Origin of the sequence: Listeria sp. Marseille-Q6474 (assembly GCF_946902005.1) — a bacterium.
Classification (GTDB): Bacteria; Bacillota; Bacilli; order Lactobacillales; family Listeriaceae; genus Listeria; species Listeria innocua.
In genome coordinates this window covers 1,651,736-1,675,004 of the sequence record NZ_CAMPPS010000001.1, presented here as the reverse complement: position 1 = coordinate 1,675,004, position 23,269 = coordinate 1,651,736, and the positions used below count along the sequence as shown (strand labels likewise).

The 23,269-nt window shown below is 38.6% G+C and carries 22 protein-coding genes; 19 read left to right on the top strand and 3 right to left on the bottom strand.

The annotated features are described in order from the left end of the window. Nucleotides 1-178: 178 nt before the first annotated feature. The 5 genes from qoxA to OC533_RS08345 all read left to right on the top strand — a co-directional run bounded on the left by qoxA (nt 179) and on the right by OC533_RS08345 (nt 5,815). Entirely contained in the window at nt 179-1,285 is a 1,107-nt protein-coding gene (qoxA, locus tag OC533_RS08365; RefSeq protein ID WP_185323947.1) for a cytochrome aa3 quinol oxidase subunit II, read from the top strand. A gap of 17 nt (nt 1,286-1,302) precedes the next feature. Beyond that, nucleotides 1,303-3,282 (top strand): cytochrome aa3 quinol oxidase subunit I, encoded by a 1,980-nt coding sequence (qoxB, locus tag OC533_RS08360; RefSeq protein WP_185505059.1) that lies wholly within the window; start codon nt 1,303-1,305, stop codon nt 3,280-3,282. Beyond that, nucleotides 3,270-3,881, top strand: a complete 612-nt coding sequence (gene qoxC / locus OC533_RS08355) for a cytochrome aa3 quinol oxidase subunit III (protein ID WP_003772709.1) — start codon at nt 3,270-3,272, stop codon at nt 3,879-3,881. Before qoxB ends, qoxC begins: the two co-directional genes overlap by 13 nt. A gap of 1 nt (nt 3,882) precedes the next feature. Then, nucleotides 3,883-4,215 (top strand): cytochrome aa3 quinol oxidase subunit IV, encoded by a 333-nt coding sequence (gene qoxD, locus OC533_RS08350; RefSeq protein ID WP_185501291.1) that lies wholly within the window; start codon nt 3,883-3,885, stop codon nt 4,213-4,215. 166 nt (nt 4,216-4,381) lie between these two features. After that, complete coding sequence (locus OC533_RS08345) at nt 4,382-5,815, top strand: 6-phospho-beta-glucosidase (RefSeq protein WP_003772707.1); 1,434 nt, start codon at nt 4,382-4,384, stop codon at nt 5,813-5,815. Nucleotides 5,816-5,861: 46 nt separating this feature from the next. Here the strand turns inward: OC533_RS08345 and OC533_RS08340 are convergent, their stop codons facing one another. Continuing rightward, nucleotides 5,862-6,683, bottom strand: a complete 822-nt coding sequence (locus tag OC533_RS08340; protein ID WP_194323866.1) for a C39 family peptidase — start codon at nt 6,681-6,683, stop codon at nt 5,862-5,864. A gap of 240 nt (nt 6,684-6,923) precedes the next feature. On the opposite strand from OC533_RS08340, the gene OC533_RS08335 reads away from it, so the two are divergent. The 10 genes from OC533_RS08335 to OC533_RS08290 all read left to right on the top strand — a co-directional run bounded on the left by OC533_RS08335 (nt 6,924) and on the right by OC533_RS08290 (nt 15,259). Next, the gene (locus OC533_RS08335; protein WP_045552720.1) at nt 6,924-7,664 is read left to right on the top strand and encodes a GntR family transcriptional regulator; all 741 of its coding nucleotides are present in this window, start codon (nt 6,924-6,926) and stop codon (nt 7,662-7,664) included. Nucleotides 7,665-7,679: 15 nt separating this feature from the next. After that, a complete protein-coding gene (locus tag OC533_RS08330) occupies nt 7,680-8,081 on the top strand; it encodes a PTS sugar transporter subunit IIA (RefSeq protein WP_070752124.1) in 402 nt (133 codons plus the stop codon). Further along, nucleotides 8,081-8,569 carry a PTS system mannose/fructose/N-acetylgalactosamine-transporter subunit IIB gene (locus tag OC533_RS08325; RefSeq protein WP_185511039.1) on the top strand — a complete coding sequence of 163 codons (489 nt, stop codon included), beginning with the start codon at nt 8,081-8,083 and terminating at the stop codon, nt 8,567-8,569. Before OC533_RS08330 ends, OC533_RS08325 begins: the two co-directional genes overlap by 1 nt. Before the next feature lie 22 nt (nt 8,570-8,591). Then, nucleotides 8,592-9,395 (top strand): PTS mannose/fructose/sorbose/N-acetylgalactosamine transporter subunit IIC, encoded by an 804-nt coding sequence (locus OC533_RS08320; protein ID WP_003725640.1) that lies wholly within the window; start codon nt 8,592-8,594, stop codon nt 9,393-9,395. Further along, a complete protein-coding gene (locus OC533_RS08315) occupies nt 9,370-10,197 on the top strand; it encodes a PTS system mannose/fructose/sorbose family transporter subunit IID (RefSeq protein ID WP_003728733.1) in 828 nt (275 codons plus the stop codon). Before OC533_RS08320 ends, OC533_RS08315 begins: the two co-directional genes overlap by 26 nt. A gap of 27 nt (nt 10,198-10,224) precedes the next feature. Then, a complete protein-coding gene (locus tag OC533_RS08310; RefSeq protein WP_070752120.1) occupies nt 10,225-10,929 on the top strand; it encodes an SIS domain-containing protein in 705 nt (234 codons plus the stop codon). A 54-nt stretch (nt 10,930-10,983) separates the two neighbouring features. After that, on the top strand, nt 10,984-11,625 hold the full coding sequence (locus tag OC533_RS08305; protein WP_194323864.1) for a copper homeostasis protein CutC: 642 nt from the start codon (nt 10,984-10,986) through the stop codon (nt 11,623-11,625). 204 nt (nt 11,626-11,829) lie between these two features. After that, complete coding sequence (locus OC533_RS08300) at nt 11,830-13,731, top strand: beta-glucoside-specific PTS transporter subunit IIABC (protein ID WP_153648500.1); 1,902 nt, start codon at nt 11,830-11,832, stop codon at nt 13,729-13,731. Nucleotides 13,732-13,812: 81 nt separating this feature from the next. After that, on the top strand, nt 13,813-14,688 hold the full coding sequence (locus OC533_RS08295; protein WP_194323862.1) for a S66 peptidase family protein: 876 nt from the start codon (nt 13,813-13,815) through the stop codon (nt 14,686-14,688). A gap of 232 nt (nt 14,689-14,920) precedes the next feature. Next, on the top strand, nt 14,921-15,259 hold the full coding sequence (locus tag OC533_RS08290) for a DUF4064 domain-containing protein (RefSeq protein ID WP_003759515.1): 339 nt from the start codon (nt 14,921-14,923) through the stop codon (nt 15,257-15,259). Nucleotides 15,260-15,295: 36 nt separating this feature from the next. Here OC533_RS08290 and OC533_RS08285 read toward each other — a convergent pair whose 3' ends face one another. Both OC533_RS08285 and OC533_RS08280 read right to left on the bottom strand, forming a co-directional pair. After that, on the bottom strand, nt 15,296-16,105 hold the full coding sequence (locus OC533_RS08285; RefSeq protein WP_003772695.1) for a Cof-type HAD-IIB family hydrolase: 810 nt from the start codon (nt 16,103-16,105) through the stop codon (nt 15,296-15,298). Between the two features lie 16 nt (nt 16,106-16,121). Next, complete coding sequence (locus tag OC533_RS08280) at nt 16,122-17,177, bottom strand: LacI family DNA-binding transcriptional regulator (RefSeq protein WP_194323860.1); 1,056 nt, start codon at nt 17,175-17,177, stop codon at nt 16,122-16,124. Nucleotides 17,178-17,378: 201 nt separating this feature from the next. Between OC533_RS08280 and OC533_RS08275 the strand changes: the two genes are divergently transcribed. The 4 genes from OC533_RS08275 to OC533_RS08260 are packed head-to-tail and all read left to right on the top strand — an operon-like array spanning nt 17,379 to nt 23,200. Next, nucleotides 17,379-18,344 (top strand): ROK family protein, encoded by a 966-nt coding sequence (locus tag OC533_RS08275; protein ID WP_185484613.1) that lies wholly within the window; start codon nt 17,379-17,381, stop codon nt 18,342-18,344. Then, nucleotides 18,341-20,743 carry a glycoside hydrolase family 9 protein gene (locus OC533_RS08270; RefSeq protein ID WP_194323858.1) on the top strand — a complete coding sequence of 801 codons (2,403 nt, stop codon included), beginning with the start codon at nt 18,341-18,343 and terminating at the stop codon, nt 20,741-20,743. The genes OC533_RS08275 and OC533_RS08270 overlap by 4 nt, the downstream gene beginning before the upstream one ends. A 12-nt stretch (nt 20,744-20,755) precedes the next feature. Next, nucleotides 20,756-22,114: a PTS sugar transporter subunit IIC gene (locus tag OC533_RS08265; RefSeq protein WP_003772691.1), complete on the top strand. Its 1,359-nt coding sequence runs from the start codon at nt 20,756-20,758 to the stop codon at nt 22,112-22,114. Next, nucleotides 22,115-23,200: a glutamine--fructose-6-phosphate aminotransferase gene (locus tag OC533_RS08260; protein ID WP_185505068.1), complete on the top strand. Its 1,086-nt coding sequence runs from the start codon at nt 22,115-22,117 to the stop codon at nt 23,198-23,200. It begins immediately after the preceding gene. The last annotated feature ends 69 nt before the right edge of the window (nt 23,201-23,269 follow it).

The window sequence follows — 23,269 nt, the reverse complement described above, 5'->3', positions numbered from 1 at the left end:
ATTCTAAAAATGCTAATCAGTTCAGAAAAAAGTTTGTGAGCTTTTTAAAAGAATCAAATAGTAAAGCATTTTTTCAGTTACATAGGAGTTCTAAAAAGCTTCTTTCAGCACTCCGGTAATGGTATTTTTGCGCAAAAATACACATTAGAAAACATCAAAAGGAAAAGAGGGGATTCGGGTGTCAAAGGTACTTAAATCTTTGCTACTTACGGCACTACTTGGGGTTACCGGCCTTATAAGTGGTTGTGGTGACTTGACGGTACTTAATCCAAAAGGACCAGTTGCAAAAGGTCAGTCGGACTTAATTATTTATTCGATTATATTTATGCTGGTTATTGTTTTGACGATTTTTGTATTGTTTACGATTATGTTGGTTAAATACCGCGAACGGAAAGACATTTCAAACTATGAGCCAGATATGCATGGTAGTAGAAAACTGGAAATTTTTTGGACATTAATTCCAGTTGCTATCGTTATTGCTCTGGCTATTCCGACTGTAAAAACAATTTATGCAGGGGAAGAAGCACCAAAAGTGACTTCGCATAAAGATCCAATTGTTATTTACGCAACAAGTGCAGACTGGAAATGGATTTTTAGTTATCCAGATGAGTCAATTGAAACGGTCAACTATGTAAATATTCCAACCGACCGTCCTGTTCTGTTTAAATTAACTTCAGCAGATACGATGACAAGTTTTTGGGTACCACAATTAGGTGGACAAAAATATGCGATGTCTGGAATGACGATGAATTTATATTTACAAGCAGATGAGGTTGGTACGTATAAAGGCCGTAATGCAAACTTCAATGGTGAAGGTTTTGCGGATCAACGCTTTGACGTAGTAGCTCAATCTGAAAAAGATTTCAAAAAATGGGCAAAAGAAACAAAAGCGAACTCGCCAGTTATTACGCAAGACACATATGACCGTCTTTTAATTCCTGGAAGCTCCAAGAAAAAAACTTATTCTGGTACGCATTTAGCATTTGTTGATGTAGCAGCTGATCCAGAGTATGTTTTCTATGCCTACAAACGTTTTGGTTATGAAATGACAAATCCACATAATCCGAACACAAAATCAACCATTTCTGATAAACCAATGCTTCCGGTTCGTCCTGTGACAGTAACTAATCCGCAATTTGAGCGTCATGATATGAAGCCACAAATTATTAAAAACGGCGAAGGTTACCATGAGGATAAACACCGCGAAGATGAAATGAAGAAAATGGAAGATGACATCCAAACAAATGAATTCAATAAAAAAGAATCGGATGACGCAGGGAACTAAAAGGGGGGACATAAGGCATGAAATGGAATGAGTTTATCGTAACTGGCGACCCAATGATTTTAGGTGCGCAGATTTCTATCGTACTTGTAAGTATTGGTGTTGTTGCGTTACTAACTTATACAAAAAAATGGAAGTGGCTCATGAAAGAGTGGATTTCTTCCGTTGATCATAAAAAAATAGGTATTATGTACTTGCTTGCTGCTGTCTTAATGTTTTTCCGTGGTGGTGTGGATGCGCTAATGATGCGTACCCAGCTCGCTTTACCGGATATGAAATTTTTAGACGCACAGCATTACAATGAAGTATTTTCTACGCACGGAACAATTATGATTTTATTTATGGCGATGCCGTTTATCATCGGACTGATGAACATCGCAGTACCACTTCAAATTGGTGCGCGTGATGTTGCATTTCCGTTTTTAAACAACTTAAGTTTTTGGACGTTCTTTATGGGAGCGATGCTATTTAACTTATCATTCGTAATTGGTGGTTCACCAGATGCTGGTTGGACAAACTATGCGCCACTTGCGACAGATTTTAGCGCGGGATATGGAATTAACTTCTATCTTCTAGGCGTTCAAATCGCTGGTATTGGTACGCTGATGACGGGGATTAACTTTTTCGTTACGATTTTAAGAATGCGTACAAAAGGTATGACGTTAATGAAAATGCCAATGTTTACTTGGTCTTCATTAATTACAAGTTTGATTATTATTTTCGCTTTCCCAGTTTTAACAGTGGCACTTGCTTTGATGTCATTTGACCGACTGTTTGGGACAGCATTCTTCACACTCACGAATGGCGGGCTCCCAATGATGTGGGCCAACTTGTTCTGGGTTTGGGGGCATCCGGAAGTATATATTGTTATTTTGCCAGCTTTCGGTATTTTCTCAGAGATTATTTCTACTTTCTCAAGGAAAAAATTATTTGGTTATCCGGCGATGGTTGCCGCGATGGCAGTTATTTCTTTACTAAGTTTCCTAGTTTGGGTCCATCACTTCTTTACAATGGGATCAGGGGCGCTTGTTAACTCCTTCTTCTCCATTACAACGATGATGATTGCGATACCGACCGGGATTAAGATATTCAACTGGCTCTTTACAATGTACAAAGGGCGAATAACCTTTACAACGCCAATGCTTTGGTCGCTTGCCTTTATCCCTAACTTTGTTGTCGGTGGGGTAACTGGGGTTATGCTTGCGATGGCTGCGGCCGATTATCAATATCACAATACGTACTTCTTAGTATCCCATTTCCACTACGTATTAATTGCTGGGACAGTATTCTCCTGCTTTGCCGGGCTTACATACTGGTATCCAAAAATGGTCGGTTACAGACTAAATGAAAAAATTGGTAAATGGTTCTTCTGGATTTTCGTTGTTGGATTTAACGTTTGTTTCTTCCCGCAGTATTTCCTAGGACTAGATGGCATGCCGCGTCGTATTTACACTTACGTACAAGGCGATGGCTGGACAACGCTTAACTTTATTTCCACAGTGGGCGGATTCTTGATGGGTGTAGCATTCTTAGTTCTTTGCTACAACATCTACTACAGCTATAAAAACTCTAAACGTGAAGTTACTGGTGACCCGTGGGATGCTCGTACGCTTGAATGGGCTACAAGTTCCGCAGTTCCTCCAAAATATAACTTTGCTGTTTTACCAGAATGGAATGACTTGGATGATTTCTGGAATAGAAAACAAAAAGGCGATCCATATGTAAATGATAAAAATTATAAACCAATCCATATGCCAAGTAATACCATGGTTGGGTTTGTAATGTCTGTCTTCTTCTTCATTGCAGGTTTCGGACTAGTCTTCTACTGGTATTGGATGGGAATTCTTGGTCTAGTCGGTATTTTAGGATGTATGATTTACCGTTCGTTCCAAAATAACGATGGTTACCACGTCGAAGTGGACGAAATTAAAGAAACAGAAGAACATAATGCGCGCGAACTTGCGACTGGTGTGAAGGAGGGTAACCCATGGAATCTGTAGAAACAAACAAAAATCTGCCAATTGAATATAGATCAGAACAAGGTCGATTAAATATTCTTGGATTCTGGATTTTCCTTGGCGCCGAAATTGCATTGTTTGCGACGCTTTTTGCGACTTACTTTGTTATGAGAAAGGCTGGCTCGAATGCGGGTCATCCGCCAGCAGAAATGTTCGAACTTTGGCTTGTACTAATAATGACATTTTTACTATTAGCAAGTAGTTTTACGTGTGGTCTAGCAATTGGTGAGATGCGTAAAGGCAATGTGAAAATGTTGACGATTTACTCGATTATCACACTGATTCTTGGTGCGGGTTTTGTTGGCTTTGAGCTTTATGAATTTGCACACTATGTGACAGAAGGCGTTACAATGCAAATCGGTTCTTACTGGTCAGCATTCTTCGTTCTACTAGGGACACATGGACTTCACGTAACAGTCGGGATTTTCTGGATTAGTTTTATTCTGATTCAAATTAAAATGCATGGTTTGACGCCAAAAACAGCATCAAAAGTATTTATTTCCAGTTTATACTGGCATTTCCTTGATGTTGTGTGGATTTTCATTTTCACCGGTGTCTATTTGCTAGGGATGGTGAACTAATATGACACAAAATAATAAATCAAATGCAGCTCATGCTGAAGGTGGCATTCCTTGGAAACATATTGTTGGTTTCGCGCTATCGATTATTTTGACGCTTCTAGCAGTCTGGGTAGCCATTTATTCGACGCTAACAACAAATGTTAAGGTAGTTATTATTTTCATCTTTGCGTTCATTCAAGCAGCCCTACAGCTTCTGATGTTCATGCATATGACTGAAGGCCGCGATGGTAAAATTCAAATTGGTAACATTTTATTCGCAGCATTTATTGCGATTGTCGTAGTTATTGGTTCTTATTGGGTAATGGAAATTGGCCATATGAATCATTTGTTATAATTTAAAAAAGACTGGTATGGAATTCATTTTCTGTACCAGTTTTTTTGCATTTTTAAAGGGATTAACAGCTCTTCTAAAAAAAATTTAAAATTATTGCTTGCTATGTAATGCATTACATATTCTATAGTGGAGAAGTAAATTATATTCGTGAGAGGAGTTACACATAATGACAGAATCAAAATTTCCTAAAGGCTTTTTGTGGGGCGGTGCAGTTGCTGCAAACCAATGTGAAGGCGCTTATCTTGAAGACGGTAAAGGACTTTCACTAGTAGATATAGTACCAACAGTAGAGGACGGACGTTGGGATGCACTTTTCAATCCAACGAAAGCGCTTTCCACTGATTATGGTTTTTACCCAAGTCATGAATCAATTGATTTTTATCATCGCTATAAAGAAGACATTAAATTAATGGCAGAAATGGGCTTCAAATGTTTCCGTATGTCCATCAGCTGGCCACGTATTTTCCCAAATGGTGACGAAACGACACCAAATGAAAAAGGTTTAGCATTTTATGACAAAGTTTTTGATGAATGTCATAAATACGGCATCGAGCCAGTAGTTACAATCAACCATTTTGATACTCCACTAGAAGTTTTCAAAAAATATGGTGGTTGGAAAAACCGTAAATGTATCGACTTTTACTTGAATTTCTGTGAAGCTATTTTCACGCGTTACAAAGATAAAGTGAAATATTGGATGACATTTAACGAGATTAACATGATTCTTCATATTCCATTCTTTGGTGGCGGTATGGACGTTACAAACGAAGCAAATCCAGAAGAAGTGAAATATCAAGCGGCTCATCACCAATTAGTTGCATCTGCTTTAGCAACAAAACTTGGTCATGAAATCAACCCTGAAAACCAAATCGGTTGTATGCTTGCAGCTGGGAACACATACCCAATGACATGTAATCCACAAGATGTTTGGAAATCCATTCAAGCGGACCGTGAAGGCTACTTCTTCATTGACGTTCAAGCGCGCGGATACTACCCAAGCTACACTAAACGTTTCTTCAAAGAACACAACATCAACATCAAAATGGAAGATGGCGACTTAGACGCATTACGCGATCACACAGTTGATTACGTGGCATTCAGCTACTATTCTTCTCGTCTAACAAGCGCCGATCCAGAGAAAAACAAAGAAACAGAAGGCAACGTTTTCGCAACACTAAAAAACCCATACCTAAAAGCAAGCGAATGGGGTTGGCAAATTGATCCACTAGGTCTACGTATTACAATGAATACAATTTATGACCGCTATCAAAAACCTCTTTTCATCGTTGAAAATGGCTTAGGTGCAGTGGATACTGTGGAAGAAGACGGCTCAATTAATGATGATTACAGAATTGACTATATGCGTGAACACGTTCGCGAAATGGGCGAAGCAATCGAGGACGGCGTGGAACTTCTTGGTTATACACCATGGGGCTGCATCGACCTTGTCAGCGCTGGCTCTGGCGAAATGAAAAAACGCTATGGCTTCATCTACGTTGACCGCGATAACAAAGGCAACGGAACTCTAAACCGCTCGAAGAAAAAATCATTCGACTGGTACAAAAAAGTAATTGAAACAAATGGTAAAGATATCGACTAGGATATAGTAAACCCCCACTTTCATCATCGAAAGTGGGGATTTTATTTTAATAAGAAATCGCACGTTTTGATTGCTTACTCCAACAAGTATTAAAGTAACTTTGCGAAATTCGCGCATTTTTTTGACCAGACCAGCTGTCGTTATAGTAAAAATTGTTTTTATCATAACCGGTAATGGTAATCGCGTGAACGGAAAAACCGTGGAAATTACTAACCCAAGCTACGACCGGACGTTTTTTATTCAGCTGATTTTTAATACCGCCCAAATTCGTTCCAGTCATATTCTTTGCAGTACCAGTATATTTTTTCACTTGGTTTACTAAAGCAGGAGGATAAATCGTCCAGCCACTTTTAGAGAACGGATTCCCGACAAAACCATAATTTGGATTGGATTTATGACGTTTCATTTCTTTGGCAAGTTTGACTTTATCGACATTTTTCCCAGCGTAGCGCAGCATCATGGCGATATTAGTAATCTCACAGCCCGTTGGTAATTGTGGACGCTGAACGATTAATGGCACGTTCATTTGTACAATTTTTGGCGTTGATGGCGCTGGAGCAGGCGCAGCGGTTGCGGCTTTTACATATTTCCCAGATACATAGCCATTTTTCCCTTTAAAACTAAAGCGATACCAGTTGTTGGATGTTTTTGCAATTGCTTTAAATTTAGTATTATTTTTAAGCCAGCCGATGACTTTCCCAGATGTCGCATTAGTTGAACGGACATTAAGGCTTGCGGTTGTTACCATTTGTTTATTAATCACAGTTTCTTTCGCCGCTGCCTGACCGGTCGTTGCTACACTAAATACACTTAAAACTAACCCAAGAACAAGTATCCATTTCCCCCATTTACCAAAAAAAGTCCCCATTATATCCCCCTTTGATTCAGATTACTTATTTATACCCTATTTTTTTAAAATGAAAAGAAAACGCTTGCATAAATAGAATGGCCGTGGTACTATGAAAATGAACTTAACGTGTTAACCGGTTATTAGTATAAAGTTCAGTGATAGCAGGCGAATTCAAGTTTGCAATCAAAAATGTATCATGGTACCATTAACCTAAAACTTAACGTGTTAACGCGCGGGATGCTTTAGGGGGAAATTGTTATGGCAGAACCAAAATACGCTATTATAATCAATGATATTAAGCGATTAATTAGTGACGGAACTTTTAAGCCAGGAGAAAAAATTTATTCAGAAGATGAACTGAAAAAGAAATACAATGTTAGTAATACTACAGTTGTTCGCGCTTTACATGAATTAGTCAGAGCTGGAATTTTAGCGCGTTACCAAGGAAAAGGAACTTATGTTAGTAAATCTATTATTAACGAAGAAGTTATTTTTAATGAATATACGACCGTTCCTAATGGTAAATTCAACCGGAAAACAAAAATTGCTAACGAGCACACAAAAGTTGTAGCTATTAATGAAATTCAGGATGCGAGAATTGCTAAAAACTTGCAAATTCCACCTGAAAATATGATTGTTCATTTTCAACGAATTCGTCTGATTGATGATGTGCCTTGGACAGTACAAAACAACTATATGGCAAAATCCAATTTGATCAACGTAGATTTAACCAATTTCGAAAGATTTAATTCTTTATCAGAAGTAATTAAAGAGCTTTATGGTATTAATATTCTGCACGAAGCGATGAAAGAGCGAATTCAAGTCGAATTTCCAGTAAAAGACAAAAATAATTTTAAATTACTCGAAATTGACTCCGAACTACCGCTTTACCACATTGAAAGAATAACTTATGTGCCAGAGGGGCAACCCTATGAATATATTGAAAGTTATTTACGGCATAATTTTTACTCTATTGAAATCGAAAAGAAAAAACAATAGAAGGGAGTTAATTACTTGGATTATATTATCGCAGCACATGGCCGGTACGCGCAGGAAGTGAAGAATAGTTGCCAAATGATTACTGGCCAAACAACGAATATCAAAGCAGTTACTTTTACTGAAGAAATGGGGGTGAAAGATGTATTAGAAGCATACGCGGCAGTTTATTCACCTGGAAATGAAACCGCTATCATTGTGGATATTGTCGGTGGAACTCCGTGTAATGCCGCGCAAATGTTTCATGCAAAACACTCAGAAGTGAAGGTTGTGTCTGGGTTGTCACTCGGATTAATCATTCCGCTTAGTCTAGGGGAAACTTTAGAAGGAGCAATGCTTGGCGCGCAAGAAAATATTCAATTTGTGGAATTAAAAGTAAATAATACGATAGTAAGCGATGATGGGGAGGAAGAGGACTGATGGGAAGTAACGGAATCAAACACGTTCGCGTAGATGAAAGACTAATTCACGGCCAAGTAGCGACAATGTGGACTAATACAATAAAAGCAACTCGAATCATGATTGTTGACGATGCCGTTGTAAAAAATGACATGGAAAAAATTGCGCTAAAAACAGCAGTGCCCGCTGGAGTAAAACTAAGTATTTTGACAGTAAAAGGTGCTGCAAATAACATTAATAACGATAAGTACGTAGGTCAGCAAGTTTTCTTAATCGTAAAATCGCCACATGCACTTCGCGGTTTAGTGGATGCGGGTGTAGAACTTCCCCAAATCAACGTAGGAAATATGTCAACCAAAGCAGGGAGCCGTCAAGTCAAAAAATCAGTAAGCGTGACGGATGAAAATTTGGAAGATTTTGATTATTTGGCTAAAAAAGGCATTAAAATCACCGCTCAAATGGTTCCGAGTGAGGATGCAGTTGAATTTGCAAGTTTATTAAAAAAATAAGTAATAAGAAGGGAGAACTACAATGGATTTAGCGGTTTGGCAGATTATATTGTTAGTTATACTTGCAGCTTGTACCATTCTTGATGCTTTAACTTTAGTAATAGGGCTTAATTTCCCTGTAATAACAGGAACACTTGCTGGAATCATTATGGGTGACATGGTGCTCGGTCTTGCAATTGGGGCAACGTTACAGCTGATGGTGCTTGGTGTCGGTACATACGGCGGCGCGTCGATTCCTGACTTTACAACGGGAGCAATTGTAGGAACGGTATTTGCGGTTTTATCTGGTCAAGATGCGGAATTTGCGATTGGACTTGCAATTCCAGTGGGGCTTTTAATGGTTCAATTAGACATTTTAGCAAGATTTACAAATACATTTTTCTTACATCGGATTGATTCTAATATCGCTTCGGGCAACATTTCGGCGGTAAAAAGGAACATTTGGTATGGGGCGCTACCATGGGCTTTATCACGCGCGGTTCCCGTATTTATCATGTTGACTTTCGGACAAAGCGTGGTTGATTTTATTCTAAATGAAATTCCAGAATGGCTAATGGGCGGTCTTCGTGTAGCTGGGGGAATTCTTCCAGTAGTTGGTATCGCGATTCTTCTTCGTTACTTGCCAACAAACAAATTCGTCGCCTATTTAATTATCGGTTTTGTAGCAGCGGCTTATTTAAAAGTACCAATGCTAGGTGTGGCGCTAATTGGCGTGGCTTTGGCAATCATCTACTTCAAACAAAATTTCAAAAATCCAGTGGCTGCCGGAGCAAATGGCGCAGCGCTAGTTGGGGAGGAGAATGAAGATGGCGAATACGAAGACTGAGCAGGATTTTGAGAAAGTCCTCAAAAGACGCGATTTGATAGCAGCAAACTTTCGTTGGTTGTTTGCCAGCCAAATCTGTTGGAATTACGAGCGAATGATGTCGACTGGTTATCTTTATAGTATTTTGCCAACGCTTCGGAAGCTTTACAAAACAGATGATGATTTAAAAGATATGATGAATATGCACAATCAATTTTTCAATACGAATCCGATGGTTGGTGGTTTGATTTTAGGGATGGATATGGCGATTGAAGAGCGAGAAAAGAAAGCTTCAAAAGAGGTCGTAACAGGTTTGAAAACGGGTTTGATGGGACCATTTGCTGGTGTTGGTGATACGATTTTCGGAGTTATTTTACCAACCATTTTTGGATCAATTGCAGCGTATATGGGCCTTCAAGGTAATGTAACGGGTGTAGTTATCTGGGTTTTAGTTAATATTTTAGTTGTAGGAGCTAGATTTACTTTACTTCCACTTGGATATAAGCAAGGTGCGAAACTAGTAACTGAATTTGCAGACCGACTTAACGCGTTAACCGATGCAGCAATATTACTCGGTGTCACAGTCGTGGGAGCCCTCATACCAACCGTAATCAAAGCAACGGTCCCATTCGTTTATAAATCAGGAAAAGTAGAACTGAAAATGCAAGACATGCTCGATCAAATTATGCCTTCACTTGTACCAGTTTTACTTGTAGCGCTAATCTATGCACTTTTAGGCCATAAAAAAATGACATCTACGAAGGCGATTTTATTAGTAATGGTTATTGCGATTATTTTATTCAACCTAAAAATTCTAGGTTAAAATATAAAAATTGGAGGAGTAGACAAAATGGGTTTAACATTTTTTGACAAAGCGCGTGAATTAACGGAAGAACTAGAAAAAACGCAGGCAGAAAACATTCATCAAGCAGCAGAATTGGTGGCGGAGAGCATTATGAATGATGGTATTATCCAAGCTTTCGGTAGCGGACATTCTTATGCCGCGGCGATTGAAGTTTGTGGGAGAGCGGGTGGACTTATTCCGTCGAAGGTTATTATGGATCCCGCGGGTGGATACTATGAATCTATTGAGGGCGTTGGTTCTTTATTGACTCATAGATTGCAAGCGAAACCAAACGATATATTCTTTCTTATATCTAACTCAGGTCGCAATCCAATGGGAATAGAACTTGCCGAATGGATTAAGGCACAGGGTTGTAAATTAATTGTTGTGACAGCGCTCGATGCCTCGCAAACAGCAGCTTCAAGGCATTCTTCAGGAAAACTGCTGTATGAATTTGCGGATGTAATTTTAGATAATCGCTCGGTTCAAGGCGACGCGGCACTTGAATTAGATGGCTTAGAAGGAAAAGTTTGTGGAACATCGTCTTTCTCCGCCGTATTACTTCTCCAGCAAACGATTTATGAAGCGGTAGAACTGATGCTTGAAAAAGGCTATACTCCACCAGTTTATCGTAGTGCTAATATTGATGGTGGTTACGAATACAATTTTGCGATTGAAGATAAGTTCGCTGATCGGATTTTCCATTTATAATAAAAATACGCGCGAAAATGAATACTGTTTTCGCGCTTTTTTGGAGGCTATATGATGGTTTTAAAAGAGGCTTGTATTGAAAACACTACTAATTTAGAAGGAGCTATTCTGGCTGGGGCGAATCGAATTGAACTTTGCGATAATCTAGCGGAGGGCGGAACTTCGGTTAGCTACGGGGTTGCGAAACATGTGGTGAAAATTTGCCATGAACAAAATGTAAGTGTAATGGCAATGGTCCGTCCCCGAAAAGGCAATTTTGTTTATACAAAAGAAGAAATTTCGATTATGATTGATGATATTTTGATGTATAAGAAAATGTCAGCTGATGGCGTGGTTTTCGGCTGTATTACGGACGCGGGATTACTAGATAAACCAGCCATAAATGAATTATTGAAAGCTGCAACAGGTCTGGAAGTAACTTTTCATATGGCGTTTGATGAGTTAATAGAAAAAGAAAAATTATCGGCAATAGACTGGTTAGCTGAACAAGGTGTTACGCGAATTCTCACGCACGGTGGTGACGGAGCTAAACTTCCCGAAGAAACCTTTGTTCATTGGCGAAAATATATTGATTACGCAGCGGGACGAATCATTATTTTACCAGGCGGAGGAATTAAATCGCACAATATGGAATGGATTACAAAAGAAACAGGAGCGGCTGAAATACATGGTACAGACTTGTTTGGGGAGCGCTAAAACTCCCCAAATAAAAAATTTTTAAAAAAAGGCTTGCAACCGTTTTCTTTATATGATATATTTATCTCATCACAAAGGATTGTTACCAATTCATTGGGCAAAACCTAAGCTGATTTGTAGGACACGTGTATACGTGAAGTCCTCGAATGAGCTTAGGTTTTTCTTTTTGCCCAAAAAACCAAAAAGAGGAAGGAAGTCGTCAAAATGAAATATGAACAGTTAGCAAAAGACATCTTGAAAAATGTCGGCGGAAAAGAAAATATCAACAGTGTTTTCCATTGTATTACCAGACTTCGGTTTAAACTGAAAGATGAGAATATTGCGAACACAAAAGAAATTGAAAAGCTTGATGGAGTAATCTCCGTAATTAAAAGCGGTGGCCAATATCAAGTTGTTATTGGTAACCACGTACCAGACGTATTCAAAGCAGTATTAGAAGTTGGTGGTATTTCAGCTGAAGGAGACGATAGTAATGTTCCGGCAAGTGGTAATATCTTCAACCGTTTTATCGATATGATTTCCGGCGTATTTACACCAGTTCTAGGTGTATTAGCCGCAACAGGTATGATTAAAGGTTTCACAGCAATGTTTGCAGCATTTGGTTGGATTACAGTTACTTCAGGTACTTACCAACTACTTTATGCAATTGGGGATTGTTTATTCTACTTCTTCCCAATCTTCCTAGGTTTCACAGCGATGAAAAAATTCGGCGGAAACATATTTATCGGGATGGCAATAGGTGGTGCCCTAGTTTATCCGACGCTTGCAGGTATTTCAGCAGGTGACCCAATTTACACACTTTTTGCAGGAACAATTTTTGAATCTCCAATTCACGTAACTTTCTTAGGAATTCCGGTTATCTTGATGTCTTATGCATCTTCTGTTATTCCAATTATTTTAGCAACATACTTTGGTTCAAAAGTAGAAAAAGGCTTCAAGAAAATCATTCCAGATGTAATTAAAACTTTCGTAGTTCCATTCTGTACACTATTAGTAGTAGTTCCAATTACTTTCCTTGTAATCGGACCAATCGCAACTTGGGCTGGTCAATTACTTGGAGCAGGAACAATTTGGATTTATAACTTAAGCCCAGTTGTTGCTGGTTTAATCTTAGGTGGTTTCTGGCAAGTATTCGTTATCTTTGGACTTCACTGGGGTCTTATTCCAGTGGCAATCAACAACTTAACAACACTTGGAGCAGATCCAGTACTTGCAATGATGTTCGGTGCTTCTTTTGCCCAAATCGGTGCAGTATTAGCAGTATTCTTCAAAACTAGAAACAAAAAAATCAAATCTCTTAGTATTCCAGCATTTATTTCCGGTATCTTTGGTGTAACTGAGCCAGCGATTTACGGGGTTACTTTACCACTGAAAAAACCATTCATCATGAGCTGTATCGCAGGTGCAATCGGTGGCGGAATCATTGGTTTTGCAAGTGCAAAAGTTTATATTATGGGTGGACTTGGAATCTTCGGTCTTCCTAACTTCTTCCAACCAGGTGCTGGTATTACAAGTGCATTCTGGTGGGTAGTTATCGCAATTGTTATCAGCTTCATCCTTGGTTTCATCTTAACTTATGTAGCAGGATTCAAAGATCCAGCTGAAGCAGTTGTAGAAGAAACTAACGTAACAGAAGGCGAAACTTTAATCGAACGTGAAACAATTCCAGCTCCAGTAGTTGGCGAAATCGTAACTTTAGCAGACGTAAAAGACGAAGCATTTTCATCCGGTGCACTTGGAAAAGGTGTAGCAATTATCCCTACTGTCGGACGCGTTGTAGCTCCAGCAGCAGGAACAGTAACAACTATCTTCCCAACTGGTCATGCAATCGGTATTACAACGAATGACGGTGCAGAAGTATTAATCCACATCGGTATGGATACAGTTCAACTAGAAGGTAAGTTCTTCACAGCACATGTTAAACAAGGCGATGTAATCGAAAAAGGTCAATTACTAACTGAATTTGATATTGAAGGCATTAAAGCAGCTGGATATGACGTTACAACTCCAGTAGTAGTAACAAACTCCAATCAATATTTAGACGTAATGATTACAGATGCAAAAGAAGCTAAACTAGAAGAACGTTTAATCACATTAGTCATCTAAAATTCATTAATAAACAGCTTGGGCGTAAAACTGCTCAAGCTGTTTTTATGTTATACTGAGGGAAAAATAGGCGGTGAGCGGATGTTAGCAAAGGACGATTTGATAGGGATCATTTGTTGTTCTGATGGTAGGAAAAAAGAAGACGAGAAGGATTTGAAGCGCCTTAAACAAGTCTTAGAAAAGGAATTTGGACTTCAGGTGGTTTTTGCGAAAACTATTTTTCAAACAGATGATTCGCCTTTTAGTGGCACTCCTGAAGAACGAGCAGCCGAATTAATGAAACTATATCAAAATGTGGATGTAAAAATGATTTTTGACATTTCAGGAGGGGATGCGGCTAATCAAGTATTACCATATCTTAATTTTGACATTATAAAAAAAGCAGCCAAACCTTTTATTGGCTATAGCGACTTAACCGTAATATTAAATGCAATTTTTGCGAAGACGAAGCAGCCTGGCTTTAATTATTTACTGCGAAATTTAGTAAGTGAAGCTAGCGAGATACAACGAGTGCAATTCCAAAAAGCGTTTTTCGAGAATCAAATTGCGATAAATGGAAAATTCCTTACTGAGATTGAATGGAGCCCGGGTGAGGTCGTTGGTGGGAATATCCGCTGCTTTTTGAAACTAGCAGGAACGGAATTTATGCCTGATGTCTCGAATAAAATAATTTTGTTAGAAAGTTTAGGTGGAAAAGAGGCGAAAATTGCTTCTTACGTAGCGCAATTAGAACAGTTAGATGTGTTTTCGAAATGCTTAGGAATAGTTGTGGGAGAACACACTGAGGCTGAGAAAAACGGAGAATACGACAGAATAGGCATCTTATATCAACAGATTGGATTAAAATATAAGTTACCTGTTTTCCGAACTAAGGAAATCGGTCATAGTGTCGAAGCAAAACCATGCCTAATTGGAGCAAAAATTAATGTTTCACGTGAAACATTAACAAATTTTTAATATTTTTATTGCGAAATGTTCATAATTAACCTTTAATATAGAACTTGTAAGCAAGGAATACAATTAGTTTTACTCCCTTTTTGCTAATTGTAGAATTCCTTAAAATCCTAAACTCCCTTTTTGGACCGACTTGATTGTCGGTCTTTTTTTAATTCTCCAAGCTGAAAACTATTCAATTTTTTGTTAAAATGATAACATAAAAGAAAATGCGTATGAAAAAGGAGTTTTTATCATGAAAGTTGAAGGATTACTTGGCTTTTTAGGGGCGGCAATGGGTATTGGATTTAGTTTGATGGTTCTTGTTATTCCTGATATTTCACAGGCTTTAGAAGAGGAATCGTTTTTCTTCTATATGTTAACAATTGGTTCGCTTGTGCTTTCAGGAGTGGGACTTGCAGGATCGTTTGTTGTTTCGCATAAACCTCGTCTTGGTGGAGCAATGATGGTTGCAGCTGCAATTGGTTGTACCATGTCGATTTCCATCATGTTCTTACTACCAATCGTATTACTTGCTGTTGGTGGATTAATTGCACTAATTAACTATGAAGAAGCTGCTTCAGTAGAAGAATAAATGAAAAAAAGCTGTCCACTTGGGCAGCTTTTTTTATTAACGATTAAGATATTTTTTTAAAAAGTAGTAAATTCCATCGGCGTCATTTGCAGTAGTAACAAAATCAGCGCTTTTTTTCACTAATTCACTCGCATTTTCCATTGCGACTCCAGCACCAGCTACTTCAAGCATTCCAATATCGTTTTCACCATCACCAAAACTAATAACATTTTCTGGTTTGATGTCTAAATGTGCAGCGAGGTTTTTCACGGCATATTTTTTATCCATATCTTTGGGCAAAATTTCGATATTGTTAGCATGAGAAGAAAGAATAGAAACGTCAGATAGTTTTTCTAATTCGTTTCGAAGGATTGCAAGTTTATCGAAATCCTCTTCTTCAATGACAATGCCGTTAATGAACTGATTAGCATGCTCCAAGAAGGTTTCTTTTGTTTTAATTGCAACGAGTTTTGTTGCATTTACGCGACCTTTATCTTCTTCATCGGTAAAATAATAAGGTGGATTTTTAGTGTAGTAAACCGTGTCAGTCGAGAAGAAAAATACAGGTAAATCATGGTCTTGGCATAATAAAAATGTTTCTAGTAATGCGGATTGTTTCATTTTTTCTTGTTGAATGATTTCGCCGGAAACTGCCACTACGCCACCATTTGAGGCGATAACGTCTGCTTTTGGATGAACCAGTTTGGCGAAGTCGGTTGCGGAATTATACATTCGGCCAGTAGAAACGGCGAAATGATGCCCTTCTTCTATTAATTGTTGCAGTAACCCTAGTGTTTTTGGTGAGATTGTTTGATTTTTTAGTAGTAATGTTCCGTCTAAATCAGAACAAATTAAGTATTTTTCCAAGTAAACCTTCCTTTCATTATAGCTTGGAACCGCATGATTCGCGGATGATTAATTCTGGATTATGATTAATTATCATCGGCTCAACTTGACCGTTAATTGCGCTAATCAATTGCAAAAGTGCCATTTTTCCAAGATATTCATTGTGTTGATCCATTGAAGTTATGCGCGGGGTTTGATAATCGCCATTCATAAACTGATCGCAGCTGACAATGGCAATATCTTCCGGGCAAGAAAGTTTCGCGTCATTAATCGCTCTAATCGCTCCAATTGCAACATTATCATTGATTGCTACAAGTGCAGTGGGTAAAGTAGTGTTATTTTCCAGAAGTTTAGTCATCGCCGTGTATCCATCAGCTGTATAGTAGTCAGAAAGAACAATCCAATCTTCATTAACCGAATGATTGTAACTAGCCATAGCAGCCTTAAAAGATTCCAATCGGTAGGAGGTGATTTTTACACCAGCTTCCCCGCCAATAAAGCCAATATTTTTGTGATCTAGCGCTGTCAGATGGCTAACTAAAGTTGTTATGCCTTTTTTTAGATTACGTTCAATAAATAAACAGTTGAGTTCGGGAATTTTTGAACCAATAACGACAACTGGAATTTCTCTATTTAGCTGATTTAAAGCATTGATGTAGTCTTTTGAAACAACTTCTTTATCAATTTCGCCACCTAAAATTAGTAATCCATCCACTTGTTTTTCTAAAATAATTTTTAAGTAATCTTCTTCCGTCAAAGGATGTTTGCTATTCTTATTATTTGGCTCGGCAAGCATCGTATTGAATAAAATTGTCGAAAACATGTAATCTAGCGCGAATTTTTGGATTTGCGTTATGAGTGAAATGAAATAAGGATTGGAAATATCCGGTAAAATTACGCCAATATTTTTTGTTTGTTTATTGACCATTCCACGCGCAAAGACGCTAGGTGTGTAATTGTGTTCGTCTATAATTGCTTGGATTTTCTTGCGTTTCGCTGCTGAAACCGAGGGGCTATTATTAATCACTCGAGAGACAGTTGAAACGGAAACACCACTAAGTTTTGCAATTTCTTGTATAGTTATTTTTTTCATTAGGAATATTCACCTCGTAAGCGTTTTTAGCTATTTTAAGTGTAGCTTATTTGGGTCTAAATAACAAGTGAAATTTGGTAACGTTATCAAAAATAAACAAAAAAGTGTTGACATATTAAATTTATCCGGTTATTCTATGTTAGAAAGCGCTATCAACAAACGTTTTAATTTGGTAACGTTACCAAAAATGAGGTGGAATAGTTGAACATACAAGAATCTGTCATCGGCATTGATCTAGGTGGCACTAAAATTTTAATCGGTGAAGTAACAAAAGATGGGGAGGTGCTGCGGTCCAAAAGCTACCCGAGCAATACAGAAAATCAAGCCAAAGCGGTAGAAGTTCTGCTAAATGCGCTAGATGATTACTCGGAAAATATTGGTTTTATAGCAACGAAACAAATTGGGATCGGTGTGGGCCTAGTAGGGCGCGTAGATTATAAGGCGGGCATTTGGCTGGAAATCGAACCAGGAAAAACAAATCCGATACCACTAGCGAAAATGTTAGAAGCGAAAACAGGATTGCCAGTGAGGCTTGGTAATGATGTAGTTTGCGCAACAATGGCTGAAAAACAATTTGGTTGGGGGCGAGAAACAAATGATTTTATTTATTTAAATGTTGGTACTGGTCTTGCTGCTGGATTTGTTGTAGACGGGCGCATTACACAAGGCGGGCACTTTAACGCTGGTGAAATTGGTCATGCCGTTGTAGATATTCATAGCGATGTACTGTGTGGTTGTGGCAGATACGGCTGTGTGGAGCGTCTTGCTTCTGGTCTTGGAATAAAAGAAGAAGCGCTTAGACATTTAAATGAATACCCTACATCCCTTCTTGCTAATAATAAAACCGAATTAACTGGAAAAATGGTTCTTCATGCAGCAGAACAAAAAGATGAATTGGCTGAAAAAATCATTGATAATGCCACGCTTCAGCTAGCTAATTTGATTATGAATATGGTTCGGACGACAGATCCAGAATGTGTCATTCTAGGCGGCGGCGTGACAAGAAACGAGCATTTTTTCCAAAAGATAAAAGCTAATCTTCAAAGTAATACAATCCGTTTTGTTACGAAAGGCGTTGTTCGCTCACAGCTTGAGAAGGATAAAGTTGGCTTAATTGGGGCGGCAGTTATTGGAATGAGACTAGGAAATGAAGGAGGACAAGAATGAAGCCGAAAATGAAGCAACAAATTATGCAAACAGGTATTATTCATCGACCACTTCCAATTGAAACGGAACATGCGCTAGAAACGATAGCGAAAAAGAAACAAGTTTTATCAAGTAGAACATTATTTAGCTCTGAAAAACAGGTTTCCTTAGATTTTACACATCAAGGCGCTGGCGATTTTGCTATATCTGATCAAGGTGAGATTAAGTTGACTTCTCCAGTTGTTATGCCACATTGGCCAGCAGGTGCGCCAGATGACGGTGACTACACCAATTTTGGTAACGTTCTCATATCTACACCACTTCAAAATGAGAATTGGAACAGCTTTAACCGCGTGAGAATTCAAGTTTTCCCAGATTTTCCAGGTGTAACGAATCCATATTTAATGATTAGCTTTAAAAATGATGGAACCGTGAAAGTACCTGATATATATGGACGTGAAGGCGTTCATGGCGTGAATTTAATCAACCATGAATGGAACGATGTCATTTTTGAAATTGAAGGATTGCCACGGGATAAAATGACAGAAATTAGTTTTAGCTATTATTTGAATGGCCCAGAGCGGCTGACTGCTGGAACAATGGAGTTATTAATTAGTGAAATTAAACTAGAGCAAATCAGTGAGCCGGAAATCTCCAAGGGCTGGGTTCCGCAAGATAATTCGCTAATTTATTCCCACAACGGCTACACAAAAGACATGCCCAAAATAGCGTTTTGTGCCAATAAACTTGAAGCGAATTCCTTTACAATCCACGAAAAAGAAACAAATAAAGTCGTTTTCACCGGAAAAGGGTACCAAAATACAACCGAAACTGGCAATTTCATTATTCTTGATTTTTCAGATTTACAAACTGTGGGTGAGTATTATTTGAAATTTGCTGAGATGCAATCGGAACCGTTCCAAATCGGGACTTCCGAAGTGATTTGGGAATCTTCTATCTGGAAATCACTTAATTTTATTTTCTGTGAACGTTGTGGTTGCCCGATTTTTGAAAAACATACGACTTGTCATGCGGATATTATCGCTGAACATAATGGAAAACAGCTGTCATTCAATGGTGGTTGGCATGACGCGGGTGATGTTTCGCAACAACTTATTCAAACAGCCGAAGTAACGATGGCTTTATATGAAATGGCTGCGAGTTTATCTGAAAAAGATGAAATGTTACGGATGCGCCTTTTAGAAGAAGGTGAGTGGGGATTAGATTTCATATTGAAAACCCGCTTTGGAGATGGTTTTAGAGCGACAAGTGCTGGGATGACACGGTGGACGGATGGCCTTGTTGGTGGCATGGATGACGCAATCGCGCGGGTTCATAATCAAGCTTATGAGAATTTTTACTGTGCGGGGATTGAAGCGTATATCGGCAGCCAAATCCAGGATAACGCCACTATGCAGAATCATCTACTACGAATTGCGGAAGAAGATTTACTTTTTGCGATAGCGGAACTTGAAAAACATGGAACTGGGCAAAAACCGATTTTCTGGGAGCATACGTATCAAACCTCAGAAAGTTTGTATTACGCAACGGCTTCATGGGCGGCTTCGATGGTTTATCAATTAACAAACAAAGAAATATACGCAGAAAAAGCGGTCGAATGGTTAGATTTGATGTTAGAGGCACAAGAAAAAACTGGGATTAAAGACAGCGAAACTAGCGAACTTTACAAAGGATTTTTCTACCGAGATAAAACGCACAATGTGATTCAACATTTCAATCATCAAGCGCGTGAACATCTTTATTTAATGGCACTTGAGGCGGCTCTTGAAACGCAACCAGGCCACGCTGAAAAACAAACTTGGCTACAAGCGGTCGAAATGTACGGTGACTATTTGAAAAAAGTAACGCGTTTCACTAAACCGTATCCGCTCATTCCAGCCGGACTTTACAAAAAAGACGAGTATTTAGACGAAGCAAGTTTCCACTTACAACATTTACTCATTGATGAACGAGCGATAGAAGAATACCAATTACAATTCGAACAAGGCATCAAAATAAATGACGAGATTGCGTTGCGGAAATTCCCGATCTGGTTCTCGTTTAGAGGCAATAACGCCATTTTACTTTCGGCAGGAAAAGCGGCATCAATTGCTGGGAAAATTTTGCAAGATAAGGCGCTGTTAAATATTGCAGAAGGTCAATTGCAGTGGGTAATAGGAATGAACCCATTTGGACAATCAATGATGCACGGCGAAGGTTATAGGTACGCGCAGCAGTATAGTGTGCTTAACGGCGAAATCACAGGGGAGATACCAGTCGGAATGGAAACCTTTAGAAATGAAGATGAACCATACTGGCCGGAGTTTAATAATGCAACTTATAAGGAAGTTTGGGTCGGTAATGCCGGCAAATGGATGTCAATTGTAGCAGATTTAAACAAAATAACAGGAAAGTCATAGGAGGACAAAAAAATGAGTTCAGAGAGAAGTTTATCTAGTCGGTTTATTGAAGGATTATCAATTTTTGCCCAAAAAATTTCATCGCAAAAGCACATTATGGCAATTCGTGATGGCTTTGCAGCAATGATTCCGATTACGATTATTGCAGCATTTTTCTTACTTGTAAATAATGTTTTGCTTCAACCAGAGAATGGTCTGCTTAAATTCATTCCAAATGTAGAAAATTATTTGGGTGTAGGTGTGCAAGTTTATAATGCGACACTTGGTATTATGGCGATTTTAGCAGCGTTTCTAATCGGGAACTTTTTAGCTAAATCATATGGAATGGAAGGTCGTACGGAAGGAATGGTTGCAGTTGCAGCTTATGTAGTCTTAATTCCCGCGTCTTCACACTTAATGTCTGTTGACGGAAAAGCGTTTGAGGCTGGTGGCGTTTTAACACAAGAAATGACAAGTTCAACTGGGATGTTCCTAGCGATTATTGCTTCTTTAGTTAGTATTACAATGCTTGCAAAATTCTCGAAAAGTAAAAAATTAAAGATTTCCATGCCAGAAAGTGTTCCACCTGCAATTGCAAAATCATTTAACATTTTAATTCCATCTTTCTTAGTTTTAAGTATTTTAGCAATTATTGAAGTGCTCGTAGTTAGTTTTGTATCAATGAGTATTCCAGAAATTATCGTAAAAGTACTACAAATTCCACTAGTAGGTGGTTTCCAAACGTTACCAGGTATTCTACTTTATGTATTTTTAGCGGGATTCTTATGGGTATTTGGTATTCACGGTGCATTCGTATTAGGCGCAATTTCAGGGCCAGTACTATTAACTTCCTTGCAACAAAATATTGATGCTGTCAATGCAGGATCAGCTTTACCAAATATTGTTACACAGCCGTTTTTAGATGCGTTTGTTTATATGGGTGGTGGCGGAACAATTATCTGTTTAGTTATCGCGATTTTCATTGCCTCAAAACGACCAGATCATCGCATGGTAACAAAATTTGGCTTAATCCCTAGTATTTTCAATGTCAGCGAACCACTTATGTTCGGTTTGCCAGTTGTATTCAACCCGATTTACGGTATTCCGCTAGTTATCGCACCACTTGCTTCAACAGCAATGGCGTATTTTGCAACTTCATGGGGCTGGATTAGCCAAACGTACATCTTGATTCCTTGGGTAACACCGCCTGTCCTTTCAGGGTATCTTGCAACAGGTGGGGACATTCGCGCTTCCATCTTACAAATCGCAATTATCGTCGTTGGAACGCTCATTTACCTACCATTTGTACTTGTAGCTAACCGCGCGTACGTTTTAGAACAAAAAGCTGCTGGAAACGTTGAAGCAGAAACAGTAACGAATGGAGAAGTTTAAATGAAACCAACAATGATGACTTATATTAACGAAGAAGAGGAAATGTGCAAATCGATTTTAGCTAATTTCCAAAAAAATGCAGAGCAATTAGAAGCTCTAGTAAAAAATGGCGCAAAAGAATGGCTGATTTTAGCTACTGGATCAAGTTTAAATGCAGCCCAAAGTGCCAAATATTACATTGAAAATCTAGCTGACGTACGCATTACTATTGAAGAACCATTCAATCATCTCTATTACGAAAAATTATCAAGTCACCTAGATTTAGTTATCGGTATTTCACAAAGTGGTCAGAGCACATCGACTATTTCCGCGCTAGAACGCGTGAAAAAAGAAGCTTCCGTGCCAGTAGTTGCCTTAACCAGTGATGTAACAAGTGAAATTGCCGAGTTTGCGGATATCACACTTGATATAGGTTGTGGAAAAGAACGGGTTGGTTACGTAACAAAAGGCTTCACTGCAACAGTCTTGACATTAATGCTAACAGGCCTTCATTTCGCTTATAAAACGGCGCAAATTGATGGGACTCGTTTTAATAACGAAATTAGTGCATTCCGTCGAGCAACTGACGCCATTCCAGAAACAATTGCCCGAACAGAAGCATTTTATGAAAAATGGAAAAATGAATTTGCTTCAGCACCAAAGTTTACTGCGATTGGTTATGGTCCAACAGTTGGAACGTGCAAAGAATTTGAAACAAAATTCTCAGAAACAGTTCGTGTACCATCGCAAGGTCTTGATTTAGAAGCGTTTATGCATGGCCCATATTTAGAAGTAAACCCGCAGCATAGAATTTTCTTCATAGAAACAGAAAGCGCAGTTACAGAGCGATTAGTGCTATTACGCGATTATGAATCCAAATACACGCCATTTACGTATACTATTAAGTTTGGTACAGCTGAAAATGACCGTACGCTAACGATTCCAGCTGATTTGGATGAATTTCAAGCACCGTTTCTAATGATTCTTCCTTTCCAAATCTTAGCTCATCACATTGCAGAGTTGAAAGGGAACAAATTAACAGAACGTATCTACACAGACTTTGGCGTAGCAATGAAAAGTAAAACAAAACCTGGAGACTACGCTTAAAAATTACTAAAAGACTGGAAAACCCGAAGTAAGTAGGGATTTTCCAGTCTTTTTTCGCTCAAATAGGAA